The following is a 23,825-nucleotide window of genomic DNA, read 5'->3' as shown; positions in this document are numbered from 1 at the left end:
TCCCGCGGGACCGGGCGAACCGCGTTCCGCGCCGGAGCCGGCCCAGACGCCGCCGCGACGTCCGCGCCGGCTTGCGGACCTGGCCGGACTGGTCCACCAGCGGGTCATGATCGATCCCACCGCACCCGTCCTGGCCGTCACTGGCCTCGCCCGCGAGCGCCGCATGGCGGCGGGGGAGGGGGTCGAGGCGGTGGGGGCCGGCGGCAACCCGCATCGCCTGCGTCACCTCCTCGACGCGCGCGTCTCCGCCGGCTGCCGGGCGGTTGTGAGCTTCGGCATCGCGGGGGGGCTCGATCCCTCCCTCAAGCCGGGTGACGTCGTCGTCGGCACCGGCGTGGTGAGCGAAGACGGGCGGCGTGCCGCCGATCTCGACCTCTCGGCGGCGCTCCTCAATCTCCTGTCCGGTTCCGGCGCGCGGGTGATCGCCGCCGATCTGGCCGGTGTCGATACGGCTGTGCTCTCCGTCGAGGGCAAGACCGATCTGCGGGCCACCTCCGGCGCGGCCGCCGTCGACATGGAATCGCACGTGGCTGCGTCCTTCGCGGGCCGGCACGGCGTGCCCTTCGCGGCGCTGCGCGTGATCTGCGATCCGGCCGGTCAGGCGCTGCCCGCCTTCGCCGCACAGGCGCTCACGGCGGACGGCGAACCCGACATTGCGGCGGTGTTCTTCGCCTTCGCCCGCGGCCGGGCACGGCTGGGAGACCTGATGCGGTTGGCCCGCGACTCCAATGCGGCCTTCGCGTCGCTCGGACGCTGTCGTGCGCGGCTCGGGCCGGGGCTGGGAATACCGGCTGCGGAGCGCTGAGACGTCAGAGCCCCGTTTCTGCCAGCGGACGCGAAGCAGGCCGGTTTCTCGCTTCCCAGCGCGCCAGGACCATCGTGAGGAACGACAAAAAGGCGCCGGCCTGTTCGGCCGGCGCCAGTCGGAGGTCACCACGCGGCGGCGCGGGGGAAGGGGCCCCGCGCCGGGAGGAGCCGGCCTCAGCCGTCCTTCTTGTTGAGCGAGACCGCCACGAACCGGGTCTGGCCCTTGCCGCTCTTCACCCGCATCAGCACGGCCTTGCGTCCGCTCGACTCGGCCGCCCGGATCTGCGTCGCCACATCCGACGGACGGGACACGCTCTGGCCGCCGACATCGAGGATCACGTCACCCGCCTCGATGCCCTTGGCGGCAGCCGGCCCGTCGGGATCGACCTGCACCACCGCGACACCCTGATCCGACAGGCCGACATCGCCGGCCGGAGCGAGCTGCAGGCCGAGCCGCGGCTGGCCGTTGCTCGAATCCTCGTCACGGCTCGCCATCTTCGTGCCGTCGGTCGGCATCGTGCCCAGCGTCACCGTGGCGGTGTCGGACTTGCCGCCGCGCAGGTAGCTCAGCTCGACCTTGGCGCCGGGCTTCATGCCGGCGATCCTGCGCGACAGCTCGCGGGCGCTGTCCACCGTGTCGCCGTTGACCTTCTCGATCACGTCACCGGCCTTCAGCCCGGCCTTGGCCGCGGGGGTGCCGTTCTCGGCGTGGTCGACGAGCGCGCCCTTGGCCTTGTCGAGGCCCAGGCCCTCGGCGATGTCCTGCGTCACGGGCTGGATCTGGACGCCCAGATAGCCGCGGGCGACCTTGCCGTCGGTCCGGAGCTGATCGACCACCGCCTGAACGGTCTCGGCCGGGATCGCGAAGGCGAGGCCGACGCTGCCGCCCGACGGGGACGCGATGGCGGTGTTGACGCCGACGACCTCGCCGTTGACGTTGAAGGTCGGGCCGCCTGAGTTGCCCTTGTTGATGGGCGCGTCGATCTGCAGGAAGTCGTCGTAGGGGCCGGCGCCGATGTCGCGGCCGCGGGCCGAGACGATGCCGGCGGTCACGGTGCCGCCGAGGCCGAACGGGTTACCGATCGCCACAACCCAGTCGCCGACCTGAGGCGCGGATTTGCCGAACTGCACGTAGGGGAAGTTCGAGCCCTCGGTGATCTTCAGCAGAGCGACGTCGGTCTTGGGATCCTTGCCGATGACCTTCGCGTCGAGGGTGCGGCCGTCGTCCAGGGTCACCTGCACGGTCTTGGCGTGATCGACGACGTGGTTGTTGGTGACCACGTAGCCATCGGCCGAGATGATGAAGCCGGAGCCGACCGCGCCGCGCGGACCCTGGCGCTGGGGCTGCATCCCGCCGGGGCCGTTCTGGCCGAAGCGCTTGAAGAACTCGCGCAGCTGCGGCGGCACATTCTGAAGGTTGCGGCCCTGGCTCGGGCCGTCATCGTCGTCGCTGCTCGCGGAGTCGTCGAGCTTGACCTTCACCGAGACGACGCCCGGCTTCACCTTGTTGACGATGCCGGCGAACGAGCCCGGCGGATGCTCGGGGGCCTCGATCGGGGATTTCGGAAGGGCCTGCGCGTAGGCCGGAGTCGCGCTCGGCAGATAGCCGCTGCCAATGGCACCGCCGGCGATCAGCGCTGCAGCCGCCACGGAGGCGAGGGCGCGGCGCGAGGTGCGGCCAGTGGGACGGGTCTCGGTCATGGGGGGCTCAACCTCTCGAAACTGATCGGGACGACGCCTGCGGTCGCGGCCGTCGATGGGATCTGTCTAGAGAGCGCCGCCTGACCCGGGCGTGGCGGTCAGATTACCGTTTGGACAGGTGGCCAAGCGATCGCGGAGCCCCATCGCGATCCCGGCGGTGGCCTGCGATCGAAAGAGCGCGATGCCTCGGTGCGGCATGGGACAGGCCCAGGCTTGTGCTGTCCGACACCGCGATTTCCGAGGGTCGGCCTTAAATCCCGCTGAGTTCGGCAGGCCGGCATAAGTTTCGGCGTTGCTGGATCCCAGTGTTCAGGCAGAGGGGATTGCAATGAAGACGCTGTTGGCCGCCGCCATGTTCTTCGGTCCGACTGTCGGCGCGCTGGCGGCCGACTCGTACGCGGATTACCGTGACTACTTTGACGCGAAGCCCGCCGTGGCAGATCACGCGCCGCGCGGCGGGTCCATGAGGACATACGGTGTCGATACGCGCCGCCCCGGCGACGATCGCACCGCCAAGTCGGCGACCCACCTGCGGCCCGGCTACTGGAACCAGGCCGGCGGCTATGCTCCGCCGGACTATTCCACGCATCCGCGGGCCGCGTCGCAGGACGGGTTCTGGAGCCCGAACGACGCGTCGGCCGCCAACTGGGCCGGGCCGCGGGCCTTCACCGGCACCCTCGGCACCCGCCGCTGACGCAGGGCCGTCCGGGTGACGGCGCGCTGCCGGTCCCGCCGGCGCAGGGCGCCGAGCCCGGGCCTCCGCGGCCCGGGACGGGCGCTCAGTCCCCGCTGAGCCGGACCAGAGCCTCCTCGATCTTCACGAGCCGCGCCGCCTCGCTGTCTCGACGCTCCCGGTTCTCCTCGATGATCTCCTCGGGCGCCCGGGCCACGAAGTCGGCATTGCCGAGCTTGGCGTCGATCTTCTTGATCTCGCCCTGCGCCTTGCCCTGCTCCTTCTTCAGGCGGGCGACCTCGGCGGCGAGATCGACGACGCCTTCCAGGGGCAGTGCGGCGACGCTCCCGCGCACCAGCAGCTGAACCGAGTTCTTCGGCGGCGCCTCCGCGAAGGTGATGTCCGACAGGCGCGCGAGGCGCAGCAGCGTGTCCCGCCATGCCTCCACCCGCGCCCGGACCTCAGGGGCCGCGCCGACCATCACCAGCGGGATCTGCGCGGCGGCCGGGACATTGGTCTCGGACCGCGCCGAGCGGATCTGGCTGACGAGATCGACCACGAACCCGACCTCGGCCTCCGCGGCCGCATCGGCAAGGCCGCCGAGGTCCGGCCAGGAGGCCAGGGTCAGGAGGCCGCGCTCCGGCAGCTCGGCCCCCTTGATCGCCCACAGCTCCTCCGTGAGGAACGGCATGAACGGGTGCAGCAGCTTGGCGACCTGATCGATCAGGAACGCCACGCTCGCCTGCGTCTCGGCCCGGATCGCAGGGTCGACGCCCTCGCCCTGGAGCACGGGCTTGGCGAGTTCGAGATACCAGTCGCAGAAGATGTTCCAGACGAAGCGATAGGCGGCCGCCGCGGCGTCGTTGAAGCGGAAGGCCTCGAGGGCACCCGTGACCTCGTCGACCGCGCGCGCGGCCTCGGTGAGCGCCCAGCGGTTGATCGCGCCGGTGGCGGAGCGCGGATCGAAGGCCGGATCCAGGCGGCAGCCGTTCAGCTCGGCGAAGCGGGCGGCGTTCCAGAGCTTGGTCGCGAAGTTGCGGTAGCCCTGGACCCGGTCGGTGGACAGCTTGATGTCGCGGCCCTGGACGGCCAACGCACAGAGGGTGAAGCGCAGGGCGTCGGCGCCGACCTGATCGATCAGCTCCAGCGGATCGACGACGTTGCCCTTCGACTTCGACATCTTCGCCCCCGACGCGTCCCGCACCAGCGTGTGCAGGTAGACCGTGTCGAAGGGGGCCCGGTCGGTGAGGTGCAGGCCCATCATCATCATCCGGGCGACCCAGAAGAACAGGATGTCCTTGCCGGTCACCAGGGTGTTGGTCGGGTAGAAGCGGCCGAGTTCCGGGGTCGAATCCGGCCAGCCGAGGGTCGAGAACGGCCAGAGGGCCGAGGAGAACCACGTGTCGAGGACATCCTCGTCGCGGGTCAGCGCGACGGAGCGGCCGTGCTTCGCCTCGGCCGCTTCCAGCGCCTCCGCCTCGCTCTCGGCGACGAAGATGCCGCCCTCCGCGTCGTACCAGACCGGAATCTGGTGGCCCCACCAGAGCTGGCGCGAGATGCACCAGGGCTCGATGTTGGTGAGCCACTGGAAGAAGATCTTCTCGTAGTTCTCGGGCACGAACTTGGTCTGCCCGTCGCGCACCGCCTGGAGGGCGCGCTCCGCGAGCGGCTTGACGTTCACGTACCACTGGTCGGTCAGGTAGGGCTCGATGACCACGCCGGACCGGTCGCCGTGCGGGACCGCGTGGGTGTTCGGCTCGGTCGCGCGCAGGAGCCCGCGCGCCTCCATCAGCGCGACCACCGCCTTGCGCGCCTGCGCCCGGTCGAGGCCGTGGAGCGCCAGGGCCTCCGGCTCGGGCGAGGTCCCGTCGAGGAAGGCCGCATTGCCCTCGAGCAGCATCCGCCCCTCGGGGTCGAGGATGTTGATCACGCCGAGTCCCTGGCGGCGGCCGACATCGAAATCGTTGAAGTCGTGGGCGGGGGTGATCTTGACCGCGCCCGTCCCCTTTTCCGGGTCCGAGTAGGTGTCGGCGACGATCGGGATCAGCCGCCCGACCAGCGGCAGGCGCACGCGCTTGCCGACCAGCGCCGTATACCGCTCGTCCTCGGGATGGACCGCGACGCCGGTATCGCCCAGCATCGTCTCGGGTCGGGTGGTCGCCACCGTGATGACCGCCCCGGTCTCGGCTCCGGTCTCGTCGACGACCGGATAGTCGAAGTGCCAGAGATGGCCCTTCGTCTCGATCTGCTGGACCTCCAGGTCCGAGATCGCGGTCTGGAACTTTGGGTCCCAGTTCACCAGCCGCTTGTCGCGGTAGATCAGGCCCTGCCGGTGCAGGTCGACGAAGGTCTTGAGGACGGCCCGGCTCAGGCCCTCGTCCATGGTGAAGCGCTCGCGGGACCAGTCGCAGGAGGCGCCCAGCCGCTTCAGCTGGTTGACGATCGCGCCGCCGGATTCCGCCTTCCAGGCCCAGACCTTCTCGACGAAGGCCGCGCGGCCGATCTCGCGGCGGCCGGGCTCCTGATGCTCCATCATCCGCCGCTCGACCACCATCTGGGTGGCGATGCCGGCATGGTCCGTCCCCGGCTGCCAGAGCACGTCCTTGCCGCGCATGCGCTCGAAGCGGCAGAGGATGTCCTGCAGGGTGTTGTTGAGGGCGTGGCCCATATGCAGCGAGCCCGTCACGTTCGGCGGCGGGATCACGATGCAGTACGGCGGAGCCCCGGCGCGCTCGGGCCGGCCGGCGCGGAAGGCGTCCGCCTCGGCCCAGGCGGCGGAAATCCGCGCCTCGACGGAGGTGGGCTCGAAGGTCTTGTCCATCATCGCGGGTACGGGCCGGCGCTTGTCCAAACGGGGTTGGCCCCGCTTTCGACCGTCACGCCGCTCCCGTCAACACGCGGATGGCGGCTCGCGGCCACCGTACCCAGGCCGCCGGCTCAGCGGCCGCGCGAGACCCGCTCGATCTCGGCGCGCACGAGGCGCTCGACCACGGCCGGCAGGTTGTCGTCGAGCCAGGATTTCAGCATCGGCCGGAGCATCTCCTTGACGAGATCCTCCAGGGTCCGGGCGTTCTGCGTCAGCACCGTATGGGCCAGCAGGTTGAACGCGCCGCTGACGCTGGCATCGGTCTCTGGGGAGACCAGGGCCTCCCGCTCCGGCTCCGGCTCCGGCGCGCGCACGGCCTGGAGCACGGGCTGCGGCCGCGGCGGTGCCGGCGGCTCCGGGATCGGATCGGGCTCCGGTGCCGCGGCGACCGGGTCCTCGAAGTCGATCGCGTCGAAATCGAGCAGGTCCGGAGCAGGTTCCGGCTCCGGCTCCGGTTCGACCACGCGCGGGCGCGTCACCGGCTCGGCGACCTCAGCGAGATCGAGCACGTCATCGGGCTCCGGCGCGACCGTCGTCTCGGCGGGCTTGGCGGCCTGATCGTCGGCGATGATCCTGCGGATCGACGCGAGGATCTCTTCCATCGAAGGCTCGTGCGCCTTATCGGCAGCCTTGTCCTGGAATTTCGTGTCCGGGATCTTTGGGCTTGCTGCACTCATCGGCAGGCGCACTCGGGCATGGGAGACTGGAACGCGACCCGATCGGATCGTTGTTCAATCAGTATTCCATGCCGTTTCGTGGCGGCAAGCGTGCCCGCAACACACTCCCCGTGGAAAAGCCCTCAGCGGCCGTCCGGCGTGCGCAGACCGAACCATAGATCCTTGACCTGATCGAAGTGGACCTTGGCGCTGTAATATTCGACCGGCAGTGCCGTGAACCGCGCGGTGAGTTGCCCGATCGCCTGGACCACGCCGTAGGAGAAGATCACGCGGTCGCGTTGGGCGACGATGAGGTTCACGCGGGAGTTCAGCAATTCCTGCTGCGCATTCAGCACGTCGAGGGTGGTGCGCTGGCCGACGCGGGCCTCCTCGCGCACGCCGTTCAGCGCCACCTCGTTCGCCTGGACCTGGGCCTGGGCGGCGATGACCTGGGCCTTGGCGGCTTCCAGGCGACCCCAGAAATCGACGATCTGGGCGCGGACCTGATCGCGGACCTGATCCACCTGGATGCGCGTCTGGCCGACGGTCTCCTTCGCCTGCCGGATCTGCGCGTAGGTCTGGCCGCCCTCGTAGATCGGGATGTTCAGCCGGCCGCCCACGAATCCGACGAAGAAGCTCTGGTTCGGGCCGGTCTGGTCGTAGACCTGACTGAGGGAGCCCTGCAGGCTGACCTGCGGCGCCAGCTGACCTTCCAGCACCTTCACCTGCGATTCGGCCGCGTCGACGGCGTGGATCGCCGACACGATCTGCGGATGCTCGCGCAGGCCGATGGCGATGGCGGCGTCCAGGCTGTGCGGAACGAACCGGTCCAGCGGCCGGCCGGGCGCAAGCTGGCGCGGCTCGACACCGATATTCTGCCGGTAGATGCCGATGCTCGTCCGCAGGGCCGATTCCGCCGCGCTCACCTGCGAGCGGGCACCCGCGAGACGGGCCTCGGCCTGGGCGACATCGGTCCGCGTCACCTCGCCGACGTTGAAGCGGTCGCGCGTCTGGCGCAGCTGCTCCTCCAAGACCTCGACGTTGTTCCGGTTGAGTTCCAGCGTCGCCGTGTTGCTGAGCACGTTCATGTACGACTGAACGGCGTTGTAGAGCACGGTCAGCTCCGTGTAGCGCAGCGTCTCGCGCTGGCTGTACACGGTCGACTCGGCGCGGCGGGTCAGGTTGTCCGTCTGGAAGCCGTTGAACAGCGTCTGCGAGACCGTCAGGCTCGCGGTGCTCGGCAGGTAGGTGGTCCGGACCGTCCGCTTGGAGGTGATGGTCTGGGCCGACGCGATCTCAGCCGTGCTCGATGTCGCCCCGGCCCCACCTGTCGAAGACGTGCCGGCCACGCCGGACGAGCCCGCTCCGATGTCGGTCGTGCCGACACCCGTCGTGCTCGTTCCGACGCCGATCCCGGTGCCGCCCGTAACGCCGCCCGTGGTGCCCCCGAGACCGGCTGTGCCGGTCGCCGACGTGCCGGTGCTGGCCGAGCCTGCCGCTGCCGCGGCGGTGCTGGAGCTGCGGGTCTGAAGGTACTGGACGCCGATCTGCGCCCCGAGATTGACCTGGGGGCGATAGCCCGACTGCGCGATCGCGACGCTCTCGTCGGTCGCGCGCACGCCGGCGCGGCTGGCGTTGAGGCTTGGATTGCCCTGATAGGCTTTCGCGAGCGCGCTTTCGAGTGTCTCGGCAGACGCCGGCATCGCTGCCAGAATCGCGAGCCCGGAGACCATCCCGACCAAACGGAATGTCGAGCAACTCGCTTGTGGACGTCGTGTCACGATGAACAAGCCCTTGCGGTCTCTTTCGGTTCGGATGTCCGAGACGAAAACGGCCAAGGTACGGCGTTTCGCTCGTCTCCGATCAAGCCCGCCCCACCGTCACGCTTAGCGCAAACCGGGCGCTTTGGCTCGCCCCGGCTTAGGGATGGCGACGGAAAGTCCGGCGTTGGGGCATTAAGGTGACACATCCGGTCTCCGGTACCCTGCGCGTTGGGCTGTTACGATAAATGTTGTTCGGAATACGGTATCTCTCCAAATAATAATGGCTGTGGATCAGCAACGATCGCGCGCCGACCAAGACGGGGCCAGCTTTGCCGCCCGGGAGGGGGAGCCGGGCCTAGGCCCCCCGATTTGTTGCGGGAAGCGGATGTCGGGCGTCGCGTTTACCGCCCGGTTCGGGACCGGCTCGCGGGCGCGCAAGACAGGCGGCCGGCAGAGCCGCCATCCACCACCGCACGGTCGTCGCACCCCGCAGGACCCGCGACCATTCCGGCTACCGAAGGGACGTGTCACGCGGGCGGGACAACAGTTCGCGGGCTGAGCCGGTCGCAATAGGGTGTTCCGGCGCTGGATGTCGTCCGAATTGAGTATTCGATGAAATCGGGCCCCGGCAGTAGCGTCCACTCACCGGGCCGGTTCTGTGCCGGTCGTTCGGGTCGGTGCGCGGAACGGATTCGGAGGCCCTGTGAGCCGGGGCAGCCGGCGATCCGTCGGCCACCGCCGTGCGAACATCCGGGTCCGCGGGTCGGCGCCGCGGTGGAGGGGTTCATCGTGGACGAGAACGATCCGCCCTGGGACACCGATCCCCTCTGGTATGACCGGGCGGAGTCCGGGCCGGCACCGGGTCCCGTCCTCGAATGTCTGGCGTGGCTGTTCCTGCTTGCGGTCGCCGTCGTCGCTGGGCTGGTCTGGCTCTACGGGGTTCCCGACCGCCTGTGGCGCGCGGCGACGCGCCGGTTCCTGCGCCGCAGGCCGGCGGGCGCGAAGCGCTTCTGATCCGGTTCGGAGGCTCCGCGGCGACTGCGGGTTTCAGGCCGCCGCGATGCGCGTGACGAGCAGCGTGTCTTCCAGGGCCTCCACCGGCATCGGACGGCCGAGATAATAGCCCTGCAGGAACGGGCAACCCATCGCCTGGAGGATGTGCAGGTCGTCGACCGATTCCACGCCCTCCGCCACGACGTCGAGACCGAGCAGGCGCCCGAGGCCCAGGACGGCGAGGACGAGCCCGCGCTTGTCGTCGCATGTCCCGAGCCCGGTCACGAAACTCCGGTCGATCTTGATCCGATCCGCCTTGAGCTGCCGCAGGGAGGAGAGCGACGAGTAGCCGATGCCGAAATCGTCCAGGGTGATCCGGATGCCGGCGCGCGACAGGGCCTGCAGCTTTCCCTGAACCGCGCCGATGTCGAGGGCGGTCTCCTCGGTGATCTCGATCTCGAGCATGGTGGGCGGCAGGTCGAGCAGGCCCAGGCGCTCGATGACGATCTCGTCCACCGGGACCTGCGCCATCTCCCGGGGCGAGACGTTCATCGCGACGCGGACCCCATCGAGGCCACGGCTGCGCAGGATCTCCAGCATCGCGCAGACCTGCTCGAGGATGTAGCGGAGCAGCGATTCGGTCAGGCCCGCCATCGCGGCGGCGGCGATCAGGTCCGGCGGGGCGATCCAGCCGAGCCGCGGATGCTCCCAGCGGATCAGCGCCTCCAGCCCGACCAGCGTGTGGCCATCCGCGGCGTAGATCGGCTGAAACCAGACCCTGGGCGCGTTCTCGACCAGGGCCTGCGACAGGTCGCGCTCCAGGTCGCGCCGCATCTGCAGGCCCTCGCGCAGGCCCGCATCGAACACCCGGAAGCGATTCCGGCCTCCGGCCTTCGCGGCGTAGAGGGCCTCGTCGGCGCAGCTCAGCATCTCGGTCAGACTGGGCTCCGGACCGGCATGGACTCCGATGCTGACCCCGAGCCGGCCCGCGTCGAAACCGTCGAACGGGTGTGCCACGGCCGTGATGAAGTTGGCCGCCATGACGTCGTGGGCCAGACCGGAGGTGGCGGGATCGTAAAGCACGGCGAATTCATCGCCGCCGAGCCGGGCCGCAAGGCCGTTCTCCGGCAGCGCATCCCTCAGCCGTCGCGCCACTTCGACGAGCACCCGGTCGCCCGCCTTGTGTCCGTAGACGTCGTTGACGAACTTGAAGCCGTCGAGGTCGAGCAGCAGCAGGCTGAGCGTCCCGCTGTGGAGCCGGCTCTCCGCCGCCTGGAGGAATCCCGCGCGGTTCAGCAGACCGGTGAGGTCGTCGTGCGTGGCGCGCCACCGCATCTCGTCGACGAGGGCGCTGGCGCTGGCATGCGCTTCGGCCCGCGACCGGGCGAGGGCATGGGCCTCGTTCTTGAGCCGGCTCGCCTGGCGGAACACGGCCTGGCTCCGGAACGCGGTGTGCGTCAGCGCCACGAGGTAGAGGACGACGCAGGCCGCAAGGCAGTTCCGGTCGAAGTCACCCGCATAGGTCAGGCAGACGGAGACCGACAGCAGCGGTAGAGCGATGAAGGCGATCGGAATGCGCGCATAGGCAATCCCGTGCGTCACCGCCCCGGCGGTCACGCCGCAGGTGATCGTGAGATAGAACAGGGTCTCGGGTGAGGTGTAGCCGGCGGACAGGAGCGGCTGGCAAGCCCAGACCAGGCCCGAGAGAAACGCCGCGAGCGTGCAGACGCGCAGGTGCCGGTCGACGGAGCGCGCGGCGGTCGCGGCCAGGCTCGGCGTCATGTCGGCGGTCAGCGCGAGGCCGAGGCAGGGGATCCGACACAGCACGATCCGCAGGAGATTGACGCAGGTCGATGCCGCAAACCAGGCGGCCCCCAGGGCGCCGTGCCCACTCCGATAGGCGACCAGGATGCTTGCCAGCCCGAGCAGCATGTTGACGGGGATGGCCGCCAGCACGGTCCCGCGCATGGCCTCGAGCTGGTCCCGCCGGACCAGCGCGTCCCACCTCGGATCCGCAGGGTCGAGAGATTCACCGGAGCCGGGTGAGCCTGGCCCGGATCTCTCCTGGTCCCAAGCGATCATCATATGTCCACTCAAAGCTGAGCGACTCATGACAGCGAATCGTTAGATATCGTTGAACGATCATCGACCACCGCAAGCGATCTCGATCTTTTCGCGCTGCGGATGCGCGGAAGCGCCGGCGCGCGGGGCATTCCGGCCGCGCCCGAAAGCACCATATCGACACCCGGGCCGCTCCCGGGCCCCGGATCGTCCATGGCCCTCACCCGCGACCTGCTCGATATCCGGACGATCTACCACGAGCCTGCCGTCCGCGACTTTCCGCTCGGCGGGGAGATCCTGGCCCGTTTCCCGGACGCCGAGCGCATCGTCGTGCCGTCGCACTGGAACATCCCGGAACTCCACGGCAATGCGGGATCGGTGGAGGATTGGGTGCGGATCAAGCGCTCGACCCTGGTCCTCGGCGTGAAGAAGGGTCTCGCGATGCGTCCCAACGGCCGCAGCGCCCATTTCATCGCGCCCTCGACCTCCAACGGCTGCGCCATGGCCTGCGCCTATTGCTACGTGCCGCGCCGCAAGGGCTTCTCCAACCCGATCTCGCTGTTCGTGAACGTCGAGCAGGCCTGCGCGGCGATCGCCCGGCACGCCGGCCGTCAGGGACGCCTGTCGGCGCCGGATCCGATCGACCCGGAATACTGGGTCTACGACATCGGCGAGAACGGCGACCTCTCGGTGGATGCGGCGGTCAGTGGCGGCGTACGCGCCCTGATCGCGCTGTTCCGCACCCTGCCCAACGCCAAGGCCTCCTTCGCCACCAAGGCCGTGAACCGCGATCTCCTGGCCTACGATCCGCAAGGCAAGACGCGGATCCGCTTCTCGCTCATGCCGGCGCGGATCGCCCGGATCGTGGACGTGCGCACCGCCCCGATCCCGGAGCGGATCGCCGCCATCGACGACTTCGTGGCCGCCGGCTACGAAGTCCACGTCAATTTCTCGCCCGTGATCCTGTACGAGGACTGGGAGGCGGACTGGCGGGCCCTGTTCGCCGAGATCGACGCGACCCTGTCCGACGCCGCCAAGGCGCAGCTCAAGTGCGAGATCATCATGCTGACCCACAATGCGGATCTGCATGCGGTCAATCTCGGCTGGCACCCGAAGGCCGAGGACCTGCTCTGGCGGCCGGACATTCAGGAGGCGAAGGTTTCCGAGGGCGGGGGCACGAACCTGCGCTACCGGGCCGGCTGGAAGGGCCGGTGGCTCGTCCGGTTCAAGGCCCTGCTGGCCGAGACCATGCCCTACTGCGCCGTGCGCTACGCGTTCTGAGGCCCCGGTCGCTGAACTTCCCGCCGCGCTCGGCGTTGCCGCGCCAGCGCAGAGGGGATCGTCCATGGGGATGCACGAAGATCATATCCGCGAGGCGGTCGCCCTCGCCGAGACCAATGTCGAGGCCGGCGGCGCCCCTTACGGCGCGGTGATCGTGCAGGACGGCACCGTGCTGGTCCGCGCGGCCAACACCGTGCACGCCACCAACGATCCGAGCGCCCATGCCGAGATGGTTGCGCTGCGCGAAGCCAGCCGCCTGCTCGGCCGGCGCGATCTCGGCGACTGCGTGATGTACGCGAGCGGCCGCCCGTGCCCCATGTGCCACGCGGCGATGCGGCTTGCCGGCTTCAAGGAAGGCTATTTCGCCTTCTCGGCCGAGGAGGCCGAGACCTACGGTGCCGGCAGCGCGACGATCTACGCCGAACTCTGCCAGCCCCTCGATGCGCAGCCGATGCGGATCAGCCAGATCCGTCCGCCGGGCGATTCGCCCTACCCGGCCTGGAAGGCGCGCCGGACGGCCTGATCCGGCCTCGCCGGACTCAATGCGTCCACGGCGCCGTGCGGTTGAATTTGAAATTGTCGGAATAGGACAGGCCCTTGCGCTGGACCACCTTGGCCGGCTGCTCGACGCGGAAGGCGATGCCCTCGCGCTTCGCGTAGGCGACGGCCTCCGCCTCGGTGTCGAATTCCAGGCGGACCTGCTGAAGCATGTCGGAGGAGCCGTTCCACCCCATCAGCGGATCGATCTCGCGTGGGCTGGTCTGGTCGAATTCCAGAACCCACTGCTTGGTCCGGGCGAGGCCCGACTGCGTGGCATCCCGAGACGGACGGAAGATGCGGGCGCTCGGCATCGGACTCGACAAGCTCCTGATCGAATGGTCGGGGCGATAGGATTCGAACCTACGACCCCCTGGTCCCAAACCAGGTGCGCTACCAGACTGCGCTACACCCCGACTGCCACACGGCCTCAATGCCGTAGCGGTTCCGCCGGTCCCCCGCAAGGCGCGGCACGCCGGTGGCCCATTCCCCCGCCTGCGTGCTTCCGGCGCGCCTGCAGCGCCCGGGCGACTTGTCAGACAAATCGCGGGGCGATAGCGTCCGATTCGGGACGAGGGCCGGGCCTCCCTGCTGACGAACCAGCGTCCACCATCACTGGGGGGTGGAGGATGGGGCGTTACGGATCGCCGCGCCGGGAACACCGGCCCTCGTTGCCACCGTCGGGCCTTCGGCCATGCGGGGGCGGTTGTTGGCCCTTGATGACCCTTGCCGGCGGGCGCCGAAACCGCGACGATCGCCGCGAGCGACATGGACCTTCCCGTGTGGACACCGAGCCCGCGCTATCCCGATCCGGCGGTCGAGATCCTCGACGACGCCTTCGCCCGTTACCGTGTGTTCAACACGGCGGTGGAGCGCCTCGCTACCGGCTTCCGCTGGTGCGAGGGCCCGGTCTGGTTCGGCGACGGTCGCTACCTGCTGTGGAGCGACATCCCCAACGACCGCATCCTGCGCTGGGATGAGGAGAGCGGCGCGGTCGGCCTCTACCGGAAGCCGTCCGGCTTCGCCAACGGCAACACCCGCGACCGTCAAGGGCGGCTCGTCACCTGCGAGCACGGGAACCGTCGGGTCACCCGGACCGAGCATGACGGCGCGATCACCGTGCTCGCGGACGCGTTCGAGGGCCGGCGGCTGAACTCGCCCAACGACGTCGTAACGGCCGCCGACGGTGCGGTCTGGTTCACCGATCCGCCCTTCGGCATCGCGGGGTTCTACGAGGGCGCCCGCGCCGAGGCCGAACTGCCGCAGAACGTCTATCGGCTCGACCCAGTTACCGGCGTGCTGGAGACGGTGGCCACCGACCTCGCCGGCCCCAACGGCCTATGCTTCTCCCCCGATGGCCGCGTGCTCTACCTCGTGGAGTCGCGCGGGCGGCCGACCCGGCGGATCGTCGCCTACGACGTGGCCGGCGGCCGTGCCCTTTCGGGCCGGCGCGTGCTGATCGATGCCGGGCCGGGCACGCCGGACGGGCTGCGCTGCGACGTCGACGGTAATCTCTGGTGCGGCTGGGGCATGGGTGACGACGCCCTGGACGGCGTCATGGTGTTCAATCCCGACGGCCGGCCGATCGGGCGCATCCGGCTGCCGGAGCGCTGTGCCAACCTCTGTTTCGGCGGCCGGCACCGCAACCGCCTGTTCATGGCGGCGAGCCAGTCGCTCTATGCCCTCTACGTCGAGGTCCAGGGCTGCGCCGGCGGATGAGGCCAGGCCGGGATACCGCGGCTCCCCCCGCCGCCGGTTGCGTGCTTGACCGGAGCGCCGCGCCGACCCACTTCCCGTCCGCCGGGGCATAACGGGACACCAGCCGATGATCGAACTCCACTACTGGCCGACGCCGAACGGCCATAAGATCACGATGTTTCTCGAAGAGGCGGGGCTTGCCTACCGCATTCACCCGGTTAATATTGGTAAAGGCGAGCAGTTTAATCCGGATTTTCTCAAGATCGCGCCCAACAACCGGATGCCGGCGATCGTCGACGACGAGCCGGCCGGCGGCGGCGCCCCGGTCTCGCTGTTCGAATCGGGAGCAATCCTGCTCTACCTCGCCGAGAAGACCGGGCGCTTCATTCCGGGGGATCTGCGCGGCCGGGCAGAGGTGCTGCAATGGCTGTTCTGGCAGATGGGTGGCCTCGGCCCGATGCTCGGCCAGAACCACCACTTCTCGCAATATGCGCCGGAGAAGATCGACTACGCGATCAAGCGCTACGTCAACGAGACCAACCGGCTCTACGGCGTCCTCGACCGGCGCCTGGCCGATCGCGCCTTCGTCGCCGGCCCTGATTATTCCATCGCCGACATGGCCTGCTATCCCTGGATCGTGCCCTACGAGAAGCAGGGTCAGAACCTCGATGACCACCCAAACCTGAAGCGCTGGTTCACGGCGATCGCCGAGCGGCCGGCCACGAAGGCGGCCTATGCCCGCGCCCCGGAGGTCAATCCCGACTACGGCAAGACGATGAGCGAGGACGCCAAGAAGGTGATGTTCGGCCAGACCGCTTCCAGCACGAAGCGCTGACCGGGACATGACCGAGGCCGCGCCTGCCCTGCCGCTGGAGGTGATCCACCGCGGCTGGAACACCTTCGGCATCGCCACGCTGACGCTGCCGGACGGGAGCACCGTCCGGCGGGCGCTGGAGGATCACGGCGAGGCGGCCTGCGTGCTGCCTTACGATCCCGTTCGGCGCGTGGCGCTGCTCGTGCGGCAGGCGCGGGTCGGCCCGGCCTTCTTGGGCGAGCCGGCCGATCTCGACGAGGCACCCGCGGGCGGCCTCGACGGCGCCGCGCCGGAGGAGACCGCGATCCGCGAGGCGATGGAGGAGGCGGGCGTCCGCCTTCGGGATCTCGAGCCGGTGGCGCATGCCTACAGCATGCCGAGCATCTCTTCGGAGCGGCTTTGGCTCTACCTTGCGCCCTACAGCGCCTCCGACCGGGTCGGATCCGGCGGCGGCCTCCACGAAGAGGGCGAGCAGGTTCTCGCCCTCGAAGTGCCCCTCGCCACGCTGGGCGATCAGGCCCGTGCCGGTCGCCTGCCCGATCTCAAGACGCTGGTCCTGGTCCAGGCCCTGATGCTCCGAAGCCCCGACTTGTTCGCCGCATGACCTCGTCCGACACGTCCGAATCCGATGTCCTCGCGCAGATGCTGGCCTTCGCCGAGGAGGCCGCACCCCTGGCCTTGACCATGCGGGCGACGGGCCTGGACATGACCAACAAGGGCCCGGATCTCGGCCAGGCCCTGACCGAGGCCGACCTCGCCGTCAGCCAGCTGATGCACGCGCGGTTCGGCCCCGATTTGATCGAGGAGGAGACCGCCGAGGATCAGGGACAGGCGGCGGCCCGGGCGCTGCTCGCCCGGGATGCCTGGACCTTCGTGGGCGATCCGATCGACGGCACCCGACCCTTCGCGGGCGGCCTGTCGGGCTGGGGCGTGATGGTTGCGGCCTGCCGCACGGGCTGGCCCCGGAACTGCGTGATGAGCCTGCCGGCCTGGAACGAAGACCGCTCAGCGCCGGCCCGGAGCATCCCGGCGGAGGCGACGGAGGGCATCCTGCTCGCGGCCAGTGAGGGCCGGGCCTTCTGGGCGCCGACCCGCGGCGGCCGCATGATTGCGGCGTTGCGCCCGCTCCACCGGCCGGAGCGCCGGACCGGCCATGTCGGCTGGCTGTCGGTCACGGCGCAGCGCTACACCCTGGATTACGGCTGCGGCTGGTTCCCCTGGAGCGAGGGCGGCGCGATCTCGGATGCCGCGCTCCTGGCCACGGGACGCCTCGACGCGACCCTGAGCAACAACCGCTTGTGGGACCTGGGCCCGATCCTGCCCCTGTTCGAGGCGCTGGGCTTCCGCCTGTTCCACTGGCCGGACCTCGGGGATCCGCCGGCCGCCTTCGTCGACCTGTTCGACGCTGAGCTGTCCGCTCACGACGATCTCTGGCTGGTGTGTCGGGATCGCGATCAGGCGGCCGATCTGGCCGCGGCGATCCGCCGGGCCTAGGACATCATCCCGGAGGCGGGCGCCCGGATCGCGGGACGCCCTTCGCGGACGGGACTTCGGGCCCGGACCGCGAACGGATCCGGGACGGGCGGTCAGAGCGCCGCGATCAGCGTCCGGATCCGCGCCTGTGCGGCCTTCAGCTCGCTCTCGGCCCCGGCCCGGTCGGCGGCCAGCTTCGCCAGTTCGTCTTCCTGGGCGCCCATACGGGTGAGATAGCGCCGCGCCAGTTCGCTGTCCTTGGGGACGGCGCCGAGATTGCTGCGGATGCGCTCCTGCTCGGCCTGCACCTTCGCCGCGCGCTCGCCGATCTCCTCGACGGTGCGCGTCGCCGCGGCAACCTCCGCACGGACCTGCGACAGGGCCCTAAGCTTGCCGCCGAGGTCCGGTTCGGTGGCGAGGGAGGCCCACCGGACCAGCAATGCCTCATCGGCATCGACGAGATCGTAGGCATCGATCTGAACGCGTTCGAACACGGCCTGGGTCTCCGCCGACCCGCCGGCGGGAACCGCGACCTTGAGGCGATAGGCCGTGGGGGTTTCGCTGTCGCGGGCGGAGGACGTGAAGGTCCAGCCATCGCGTCGGGGATGCTCGATGATGACGGCCCGGGCGGCGTCCGGCGCACCCTTGATCGTGTAGGTCGTGACCTCCCGGGCAATCATCGTCGCGCGCGCCACGCCGTCGACCACCGTGATCTTGGTCAAGGCCTCGCTCGGCTTCGTCTCCGCCTGGACGGCGACCTTCCGGTCGACGGCGAAGCTGGCCAGCCGCTGCTCGCCGACGGGGGTCGCGGGCAGGCGCGCATCCCCGAGGTAGCCGGCCTTGCGGTCGTAGAGGGTGATGAGACCGGCGGGAAGCATCGCGGCGGTGCCGTTGCGGATCCTGAGGGCCGCGATCGGATGGATCCCCTGACCCGGTTTCCAGAGGGCGATCCGCTCGGCCTCGATCTCGGTATCGATGAACGGCACGGACAGCGTGCCGCCGGCGCGGAGATCGACCGGATGCGGCAGCGTGAAGTTGGCCGACACGTCTCCCTCGCTGGCCCCGGCACTCGCCGTCGCGGCCGCCGCCTCGTAGCCGGATTCCGCAGCGTCCAGGCGCGCGTCGAGGCGCGCCATCGGAGCCGGAAGGGGCACAGCGGCAGCGGGCGCCGCGGGGGCACGCAGACGGGACAGCGCCTTCGGGGCGACCGTGCCCTGGTCGAGATCGGGCATGCCGACATCGTCGACCATCACCGGCGCCTCCGGTCTCGTGCGCCAGTAACGCCGGTGCAGGCGCTGGAGCAGCGCCACCGGCGATCCGGACGACAGGGTGACGTCGACGCCCTTCCAGTCCGCGCCGAGGGCATTCTCGAGGACCGCCCAGGCCTGCAGATTCGCCCGGCCTTCGCCGCCGTCGACGATGCGATAGCTCGTCTTCCAGACGGGCGCGGCGACGACGTAGGTCAACCGGACCTCGCGCCGGCCGCGTCCCGCGACATCGATCTCGACCCGGTGGGCATCGCCGACCTTGGCCTTGCCGGCCGCGTCGACGGCCGCGGCGATCCTGGCCGCCATGACCGGATCCTGGATCGTCACGGTCGCGCCGTCCTCGATCGGCACGGATTCGAGCGTGCCCGACCCGGTCAGCACGGTCAGGATCGCGACCTCGCCCGCCTCGGTTCCGGCATTGCGCTCGGATACGCCGAGCACCCGGCCTTCGAGCGTGCGCCCGGCACTCTGGATCTTGACTGGAATGCCCTGCAGCTTCCCCACGAGGCGCGCCGGCGCGGACAGATCGTCCGCGGTGAACGGCATCGTCCGCAGCGTCTCGTCGACCTGATCCACCCCGTCCAGACGCAGGGCACCGACGGTGCCGAGCGGATCACGCACGACGAGGCTCTTGAGGATGTCGTCGATCTGCTCGGGCCTGACGTTGAGCCCGATCGTCGTATCGCCGTCGACCGCATGAACCAGGGTCACTTCGGCAAGGCCGCCGCTCGAAAGGGTGACGGCGCGGATGCCGTCGGGGGCTGCCATCAGGGGCGGCGCGGCTGCGATCATGGACAACAGGGCTCCGGCTAAGATCAGATGCGATGGGATCAATTTGCCTGTCTCCCGTCAGGTGGCACTCCGCCGAGCACGATGCCAATCTGGCCGACCGTGCGCCGTCCGGCAAAGGCTGCGTGACGCCCGCGGCCGCAAACCGATCGCGGTCGGAGCTCGCCTGCTGTCCGGACCGGAGCACGCCCCCATGCGGCACGGATGCCGCTGAACGAATGCGCAGTGCCTCGTCGACATGCTGCGGCCCGCGGCTGCACGCTAGCGTATCCGGCTGTCTGTGCTCCCGTTCCAGAAGGCGATCGGATCGACGGCCTCGACGAACTCGTCTTTCTTCGATGCGGAGACCCGCATCTCGCAGCCTGCGGTGCCGCTCTCGGACACGGCGTCATCACCGCACGGAACGGCACTCAAACGCAGGACGACGTCGGCCATAGCGCTGCGTTTCACGGCCCGCCGCGTGATGACATCGGGCTCGTGCGTTGCCGCCTCGGATCCGCAGGAGGCCTTGGCCCTGGCGAGGGCAGCCGCGACGGGCGGCGGGTGATGGTCCGCCGCAACGATGCGGGGTTCGGCGAGAATCAAGGCGGCGTGGGCGCGACGCATGTCGCCAGGATCCCCAGGCCCGTCCGCGCTGTCCAGGCAACTAGCTCATCGTGACGCTGGCGGCCGATACGGCACGCGTCGTCACTCGGGATCGCGATCGCGTCGCGAGGGCCGGTGGAACGAAGCCGAGACGGAAAAGGCGGCGCACCCTGTGTGGGCGCGCCGCCCGATGGTCTGTCTCAGGATCAGTTCAGCGTCGCGTTGACCGGCCGCCGCTCGGCTCCGACCGTGACGTCGCCGATCATCAGGCCCAGCGCGCCCAGGCGAACCGGCACTTTCTCGCCGTCATGGATCTTGCCCGAGAGCACCAGCTCGGCCAGCGGATCCTGGACATTCTTCTGGATCACCCGCTTGAGCGGCCGCGCCCCGTAGGCCGGGTCGTAGCCCTTGTCGGCGAGCCAGGTCTTGGCCTCCTCGTCGACCTCCAGGGTGATCTTGCGCTCATCCAGCAACTTCTGCAGCCGCCCGAGCTGGATCTCGACGATCGCCCCCATCTCCGACCGCGCCAGGCGGTGGAACAGGATGATCTCGTCGACCCGGTTCAGGAATTCCGGCCGGAAGTGGCCCCGCACCACGCCCATCACCTCGTCGCGGACCGCGTCGGTGTCCTCGCCCGCAGGCTGGTTCACCAGATACTCGGACCCGAGATTCGAGGTCATGATCAGCAGCGTGTTGCGGAAATCCACCGTCCGCCCCTGACCGTCGGTCAGCCGCCCGTCGTCGAGAACCTGCAGCAGGACGTTGAACACGTCCGGATGCGCCTTCTCGACCTCGTCGAACAGCACGACCTGATAGGGCCGGCGCCGCACGGCCTCGGTCAGCGCACCGCCCTCCTCGTAGCCGACATAGCCGGGAGGCGCGCCGATCAGCCGGGCGACCGCGTGCTTCTCCATGTACTCGGACATGTCGATGCGCACGAGCGCCGTGTCGTCGTCGAAGAGGAAGCCGGCGAGCGCCTTGGTCAGCTCGGTCTTGCCGACGCCCGTGGGGCCGAGGAACATGAACGAGCCGATCGGCCGGTTCGGGTCCTGAAGCCCGGCGCGGGCGCGCCGGACCGCGGTCGAGACCGCCTCCACCGCCTCGCGCTGGCCGACGACGCGCTTGGCGAGCGCCTCCTCCATGGCCAGCAGCTTCTCGCGCTCGCCCTCCAGCATCTTGTCCACCGGCACGCCGGTCCAGCGGGAGACGACCCCGGCGATGTGGGCGGGGGTGACGGCCTCCTCCATCATCGCGTCGCGGCCGTTCTCCGACTTGGCATCGGCCTTGGCCTCGATCTCGGCGAGCTGCTTCTCCAGGCCCGGGATGACCCCGTAGGCGAGCTCGCCCGCGCGCTGATACTGACCCTGGCGCTGCGCCGCGGCGAGCTCGTTGCGCGCCTCGTCGAGCTTCTTTTTCAAGGTGGCCGCGGTGCCGAGCTTGTCCTTCTCGGCCTTCCAGCGGGCGGTGATCGCCGCCGAGCGCTCCTCCAAGTCGCCGAGTTCCTTCTCCAGCCGGACCAGCCGGTCGCGGGAGGCGGAATCGGTCTCCTTCTTGAGCGCCTCGGCCTCGATCTTCAGCCGGACGATCTCCCGGTCGATGTTGTCGAGCTCCTCGGGCTTCGAATCGACCTGCATGCGCAGGCGCGAGCCGGCCTCGTCCATGAGGTCGATGGCCTTGTCGGGCAGGAACCGGTCGGTGATGTAGCGGTTCGAGAGCGTCGCCGCCGCCACCAGGGCCGAATCCTGGATGCGCACGCCGTGGTGCTGCTCGTACTTCTCCTTCAGGCCGCGCAGGATCGAGACCGTGTCCTCCACGGTCGGCTCCGACACGAAGACCGGCTGGAATCGCCGGGCGAGCGCCGCGTCCTTCTCGACGTGCTTGCGGTACTCGTCGAGCGTGGTCGCGCCGACGCAGTGCAGCTCGCCGCGGGCGAGCGCCGGCTTCAGCAGGTTCGAGGCGTCCATCGCCCCGTCCGCCTTCCCGGCGCCGACCAGCGTGTGCATCTCGTCGATGAACAGGATGATGCTGCCCTCTGCCGCGGTGACCTCGGAGAGCACGCCCTTCAGCCGCTCCTCGAACTCGCCCCGGTACTTCGCGCCCGCGATCAGCGCGCCCATGTCGAGGGCGAGCAGGCTCTTGTCCCGGAGACTTTCCGGCACGTCGCCGTCGACGATGCGCAGGGCCAGACCCTCGACGATGGCGGTCTTGCCGACGCCGGGCTCACCGATCAGCACCGGATTGTTCTTGGTGCGCCGGGACAGGACCTGGATGGTCCGCCGGATCTCCTCGTCGCGGCCGATCACCGGATCGAGCTTGCCGTCCCGGGCGGCCTCGGTGAGGTCGCGGGCATACTTCTTCAGGGCGTCGTAGGCGTTCTCGGCCGAGGCGTTGTCGGCGGTGCGGCCCTTGCGGAGCGCGTTGATCGCCGCATTCAGCGAGGCGGGGGTGACGCCCGCCGCCTGGAGCGCGCGGCCGGCCTCGGAATCCTTCTCCACCGCCAGGGCGAGGAGCAGCCGCTCCACCGTGACGTAGGAATCGCCCGCCTTCTCGGCGGCCTTCTCGGCGGTGTCGAACAGGCGCATCAGCTCGCGCGTCGCCTGCGGGGCGGCCGCGTTGCCGGAGACCTTCGGCTGCTTGGCGAGCCACTGCTCGGTTTGAGCCAGCGCCACCCGCGACTGCCCGCCCGCGCGGTCGATCAGGCCGGCGCAGAGGCCTTCCGGATCGTCGAGCAGCACCTTGAGCAGGTGACCCGGCTGAAGCTGGGGATGTCCCTCGCGCATCGCGAGGTTCTGAGCCGCCTGCACGAAGCCGCGGGCGCGCTCGGTGTACTTTTCGAAGTTCATGCACAAGCCTCCCGTACCGGCATCCGCCGCCCGATGAGAGGCGCGGCGCCACCGAAACGTCGCCCTCCGGCTATCCGCCGCGCGAGGGCCCCGGCGCCATTGGCGGCCGCCGGTGATCCCGATGTGGTGTTGCAATTGGGCACCACAAGGGGCGATGAAGCTCTTGCGTGACGGATCATTTCAGGGCCACGCTTCGCGCATGACCGCATTGATTCATGTCAGCGCTCTCTACCGCTATCCGGTGAAGGGCTTGAGTCCCGAACCCGTCGAGCGGGCGGACCTCGAGACCAGCGGCTTCTTCCCGGGCGACCGGCTCTACGCCATCGAGAACGGGCCCTCGGGCTTCAACGCGGTGGCGCCCCGCCATCAGCCGAAGACGAAGTACCTGATGCTCATGCGTGACGAGGCGCTCGCCCGCCTGCGCACCCGCTACGAGGATGCTACGGCGACTCTCACCGTCGAGGGCCATGGCGAGCCGCAGGCCTTCAACCTCGGCACCGAGGCCGGGCGAGAGGGGCTTGCGGATCTGATGCGGCGGTTCATCCCCGGGAGCCTGCGGGGCGAACCGAAGGTGCTCGCCGCCCCGCCGCAATACCGGTTCACGGATTCCCCAACCGGCTACGTGTCGCTCATCAACCGTGCGAGCGTGGCGGCGGTGGAGGATTATCTCGGCGTGCCCGTGGACCCGCTGCGCTTCCGCGGCAACCTGCTCGTCGAGGGCCTCGACCCCTTCGTCGAACTGGAGATGGTCGGCCAGGTGGTCGAGGCGCCGAGCGGGCTGCGGCTCAAGATCACCAAGCGCACGGTGCGGTGCGCGGCGACAAACGTCGAGCCGACCAGCGGCATCCGCGACTGCGACATCCCCTGGACTCTCGACGCCCGCCTCGGCCACCGCGACCTCGGCGTCTACGCGGAGGTGATCGCCGGCGGGGCGCTGGCGAAGGGCGACGCACTGCGGGTCGTGCGGTGACGGGACCGGACGAGCGGTCCCATAAGCCCCCGTCATCCTGACGGGCC

At 69.7% G+C, this 23,825-nt stretch carries 19 protein-coding genes and 1 tRNA gene; 10 read left to right on the top strand and 10 right to left on the bottom strand.

The window, feature by feature from the left end; genetic code table 11:
- The first annotated feature begins 106 nt into the window (after window positions 1-106).
- Window positions 107-805 (top strand): phosphorylase, encoded by a 699-nt coding sequence (locus ABC766_RS12285; RefSeq protein ID WP_182591191.1) that lies wholly within the window; start codon window positions 107-109, stop codon window positions 803-805.
- A gap of 176 nt (window positions 806-981) precedes the next feature.
- Here ABC766_RS12285 and ABC766_RS12280 read toward each other — a convergent pair whose 3' ends face one another.
- Complete coding sequence (locus tag ABC766_RS12280; RefSeq protein WP_043355239.1) at window positions 982-2,508, bottom strand: Do family serine endopeptidase; 1,527 nt, start codon at window positions 2,506-2,508, stop codon at window positions 982-984.
- 328 nt (window positions 2,509-2,836) lie between these two features.
- Between ABC766_RS12280 and ABC766_RS12275 the strand changes: the two genes are divergently transcribed.
- Window positions 2,837-3,202: a hypothetical protein gene (locus tag ABC766_RS12275; protein ID WP_345822353.1), complete on the top strand. Its 366-nt coding sequence runs from the start codon at window positions 2,837-2,839 to the stop codon at window positions 3,200-3,202.
- Between the two features lie 85 nt (window positions 3,203-3,287).
- On the opposite strand, the gene ABC766_RS12270 is transcribed toward ABC766_RS12275, so the two are convergent.
- The 3 genes from ABC766_RS12270 to ABC766_RS12260 form a co-directional block, all read right to left on the bottom strand.
- Window positions 3,288-6,005 carry a valine--tRNA ligase gene (locus ABC766_RS12270; RefSeq protein ID WP_345822352.1) on the bottom strand — a complete coding sequence of 906 codons (2,718 nt, stop codon included), beginning with the start codon at window positions 6,003-6,005 and terminating at the stop codon, window positions 3,288-3,290.
- A gap of 113 nt (window positions 6,006-6,118) precedes the next feature.
- Entirely contained in the window at window positions 6,119-6,649 is a 531-nt protein-coding gene (locus ABC766_RS12265) for a DUF2497 domain-containing protein (RefSeq protein WP_345822351.1), read from the bottom strand.
- 197 nt (window positions 6,650-6,846) lie between these two features.
- The gene (locus ABC766_RS12260; RefSeq protein WP_342144550.1) at window positions 6,847-8,436 is read right to left on the bottom strand and encodes a TolC family outer membrane protein; all 1,590 of its coding nucleotides are present in this window, start codon (window positions 8,434-8,436) and stop codon (window positions 6,847-6,849) included.
- A gap of 819 nt (window positions 8,437-9,255) precedes the next feature.
- On the opposite strand from ABC766_RS12260, the gene ABC766_RS12255 reads away from it, so the two are divergent.
- Window positions 9,256-9,480 (top strand): hypothetical protein, encoded by a 225-nt coding sequence (locus tag ABC766_RS12255; protein ID WP_043355250.1) that lies wholly within the window; start codon window positions 9,256-9,258, stop codon window positions 9,478-9,480.
- Between the two features lie 33 nt (window positions 9,481-9,513).
- Here ABC766_RS12255 and ABC766_RS12250 read toward each other — a convergent pair whose 3' ends face one another.
- Entirely contained in the window at window positions 9,514-11,427 is a 1,914-nt protein-coding gene (locus ABC766_RS12250; protein ID WP_345822350.1) for a putative bifunctional diguanylate cyclase/phosphodiesterase, read from the bottom strand.
- 306 nt (window positions 11,428-11,733) lie between these two features.
- Between ABC766_RS12250 and ABC766_RS12245 the strand changes: the two genes are divergently transcribed.
- Both ABC766_RS12245 and ABC766_RS12240 read left to right on the top strand, forming a co-directional pair.
- Complete coding sequence (locus tag ABC766_RS12245) at window positions 11,734-12,801, top strand: spore photoproduct lyase family protein (protein WP_345822349.1); 1,068 nt, start codon at window positions 11,734-11,736, stop codon at window positions 12,799-12,801.
- A 64-nt stretch (window positions 12,802-12,865) separates the two neighbouring features.
- Window positions 12,866-13,324, top strand: a complete 459-nt coding sequence (locus tag ABC766_RS12240) for a nucleoside deaminase (protein WP_345822348.1) — start codon at window positions 12,866-12,868, stop codon at window positions 13,322-13,324.
- A gap of 16 nt (window positions 13,325-13,340) precedes the next feature.
- Here the strand turns inward: ABC766_RS12240 and ABC766_RS12235 are convergent, their stop codons facing one another.
- Together ABC766_RS12235 and ABC766_RS12230 are read right to left on the bottom strand one after the other, a co-directional pair.
- A complete protein-coding gene (locus ABC766_RS12235) occupies window positions 13,341-13,652 on the bottom strand; it encodes an ETC complex I subunit (RefSeq protein ID WP_043355257.1) in 312 nt (103 codons plus the stop codon).
- 25 nt (window positions 13,653-13,677) lie between these two features.
- Window positions 13,678-13,754 (bottom strand) — tRNA-Pro (locus ABC766_RS12230).
- A 352-nt stretch (window positions 13,755-14,106) separates the two neighbouring features.
- On the opposite strand from ABC766_RS12230, the gene ABC766_RS12225 reads away from it, so the two are divergent.
- The 4 genes from ABC766_RS12225 (at window position 14,107) to ABC766_RS12210 (ending at window position 17,344) form a co-directional block, all read left to right on the top strand.
- Window positions 14,107-15,057, top strand: a complete 951-nt coding sequence (locus ABC766_RS12225; RefSeq protein ID WP_043387050.1) for an SMP-30/gluconolactonase/LRE family protein — start codon at window positions 14,107-14,109, stop codon at window positions 15,055-15,057.
- A 106-nt stretch (window positions 15,058-15,163) separates the two neighbouring features.
- Entirely contained in the window at window positions 15,164-15,871 is a 708-nt protein-coding gene (locus ABC766_RS12220) for a glutathione binding-like protein (protein WP_043387021.1), read from the top strand.
- A 7-nt stretch (window positions 15,872-15,878) separates the two neighbouring features.
- Window positions 15,879-16,454: an NUDIX domain-containing protein gene (locus ABC766_RS12215; RefSeq protein ID WP_345822347.1), complete on the top strand. Its 576-nt coding sequence runs from the start codon at window positions 15,879-15,881 to the stop codon at window positions 16,452-16,454.
- Window positions 16,451-17,344 carry an inositol monophosphatase family protein gene (locus tag ABC766_RS12210; protein ID WP_345822346.1) on the top strand — a complete coding sequence of 298 codons (894 nt, stop codon included), beginning with the start codon at window positions 16,451-16,453 and terminating at the stop codon, window positions 17,342-17,344. Before ABC766_RS12215 ends, ABC766_RS12210 begins: the two co-directional genes overlap by 4 nt.
- A gap of 92 nt (window positions 17,345-17,436) precedes the next feature.
- Here ABC766_RS12210 and ABC766_RS12205 read toward each other — a convergent pair whose 3' ends face one another.
- From ABC766_RS12205 to clpB, 3 genes are all read right to left on the bottom strand, one after another.
- A complete protein-coding gene (locus ABC766_RS12205) occupies window positions 17,437-19,383 on the bottom strand; it encodes a DUF4139 domain-containing protein (protein WP_345822345.1) in 1,947 nt (648 codons plus the stop codon).
- A 258-nt stretch (window positions 19,384-19,641) separates the two neighbouring features.
- On the bottom strand, window positions 19,642-19,986 hold the full coding sequence (locus tag ABC766_RS12200) for a hypothetical protein (RefSeq protein WP_345822344.1): 345 nt from the start codon (window positions 19,984-19,986) through the stop codon (window positions 19,642-19,644).
- 185 nt (window positions 19,987-20,171) lie between these two features.
- On the bottom strand, window positions 20,172-22,808 hold the full coding sequence (clpB, locus tag ABC766_RS12195) for an ATP-dependent chaperone ClpB (protein WP_075381365.1): 2,637 nt from the start codon (window positions 22,806-22,808) through the stop codon (window positions 20,172-20,174).
- A gap of 199 nt (window positions 22,809-23,007) precedes the next feature.
- On the opposite strand from clpB, the gene ABC766_RS12190 reads away from it, so the two are divergent.
- Window positions 23,008-23,778 (top strand): MOSC domain-containing protein, encoded by a 771-nt coding sequence (locus tag ABC766_RS12190; RefSeq protein ID WP_345822343.1) that lies wholly within the window; start codon window positions 23,008-23,010, stop codon window positions 23,776-23,778.
- Window positions 23,779-23,825: the final 47 nt, after the last annotated feature.

Origin of the sequence: Methylobacterium fujisawaense (genome assembly GCF_039619325.1) — a bacterium.
Taxonomy (GTDB): domain Bacteria; phylum Pseudomonadota; class Alphaproteobacteria; order Rhizobiales; family Beijerinckiaceae; genus Methylobacterium; species Methylobacterium fujisawaense.
This window is presented reverse-complemented; position numbering and strand designations above follow the sequence as displayed.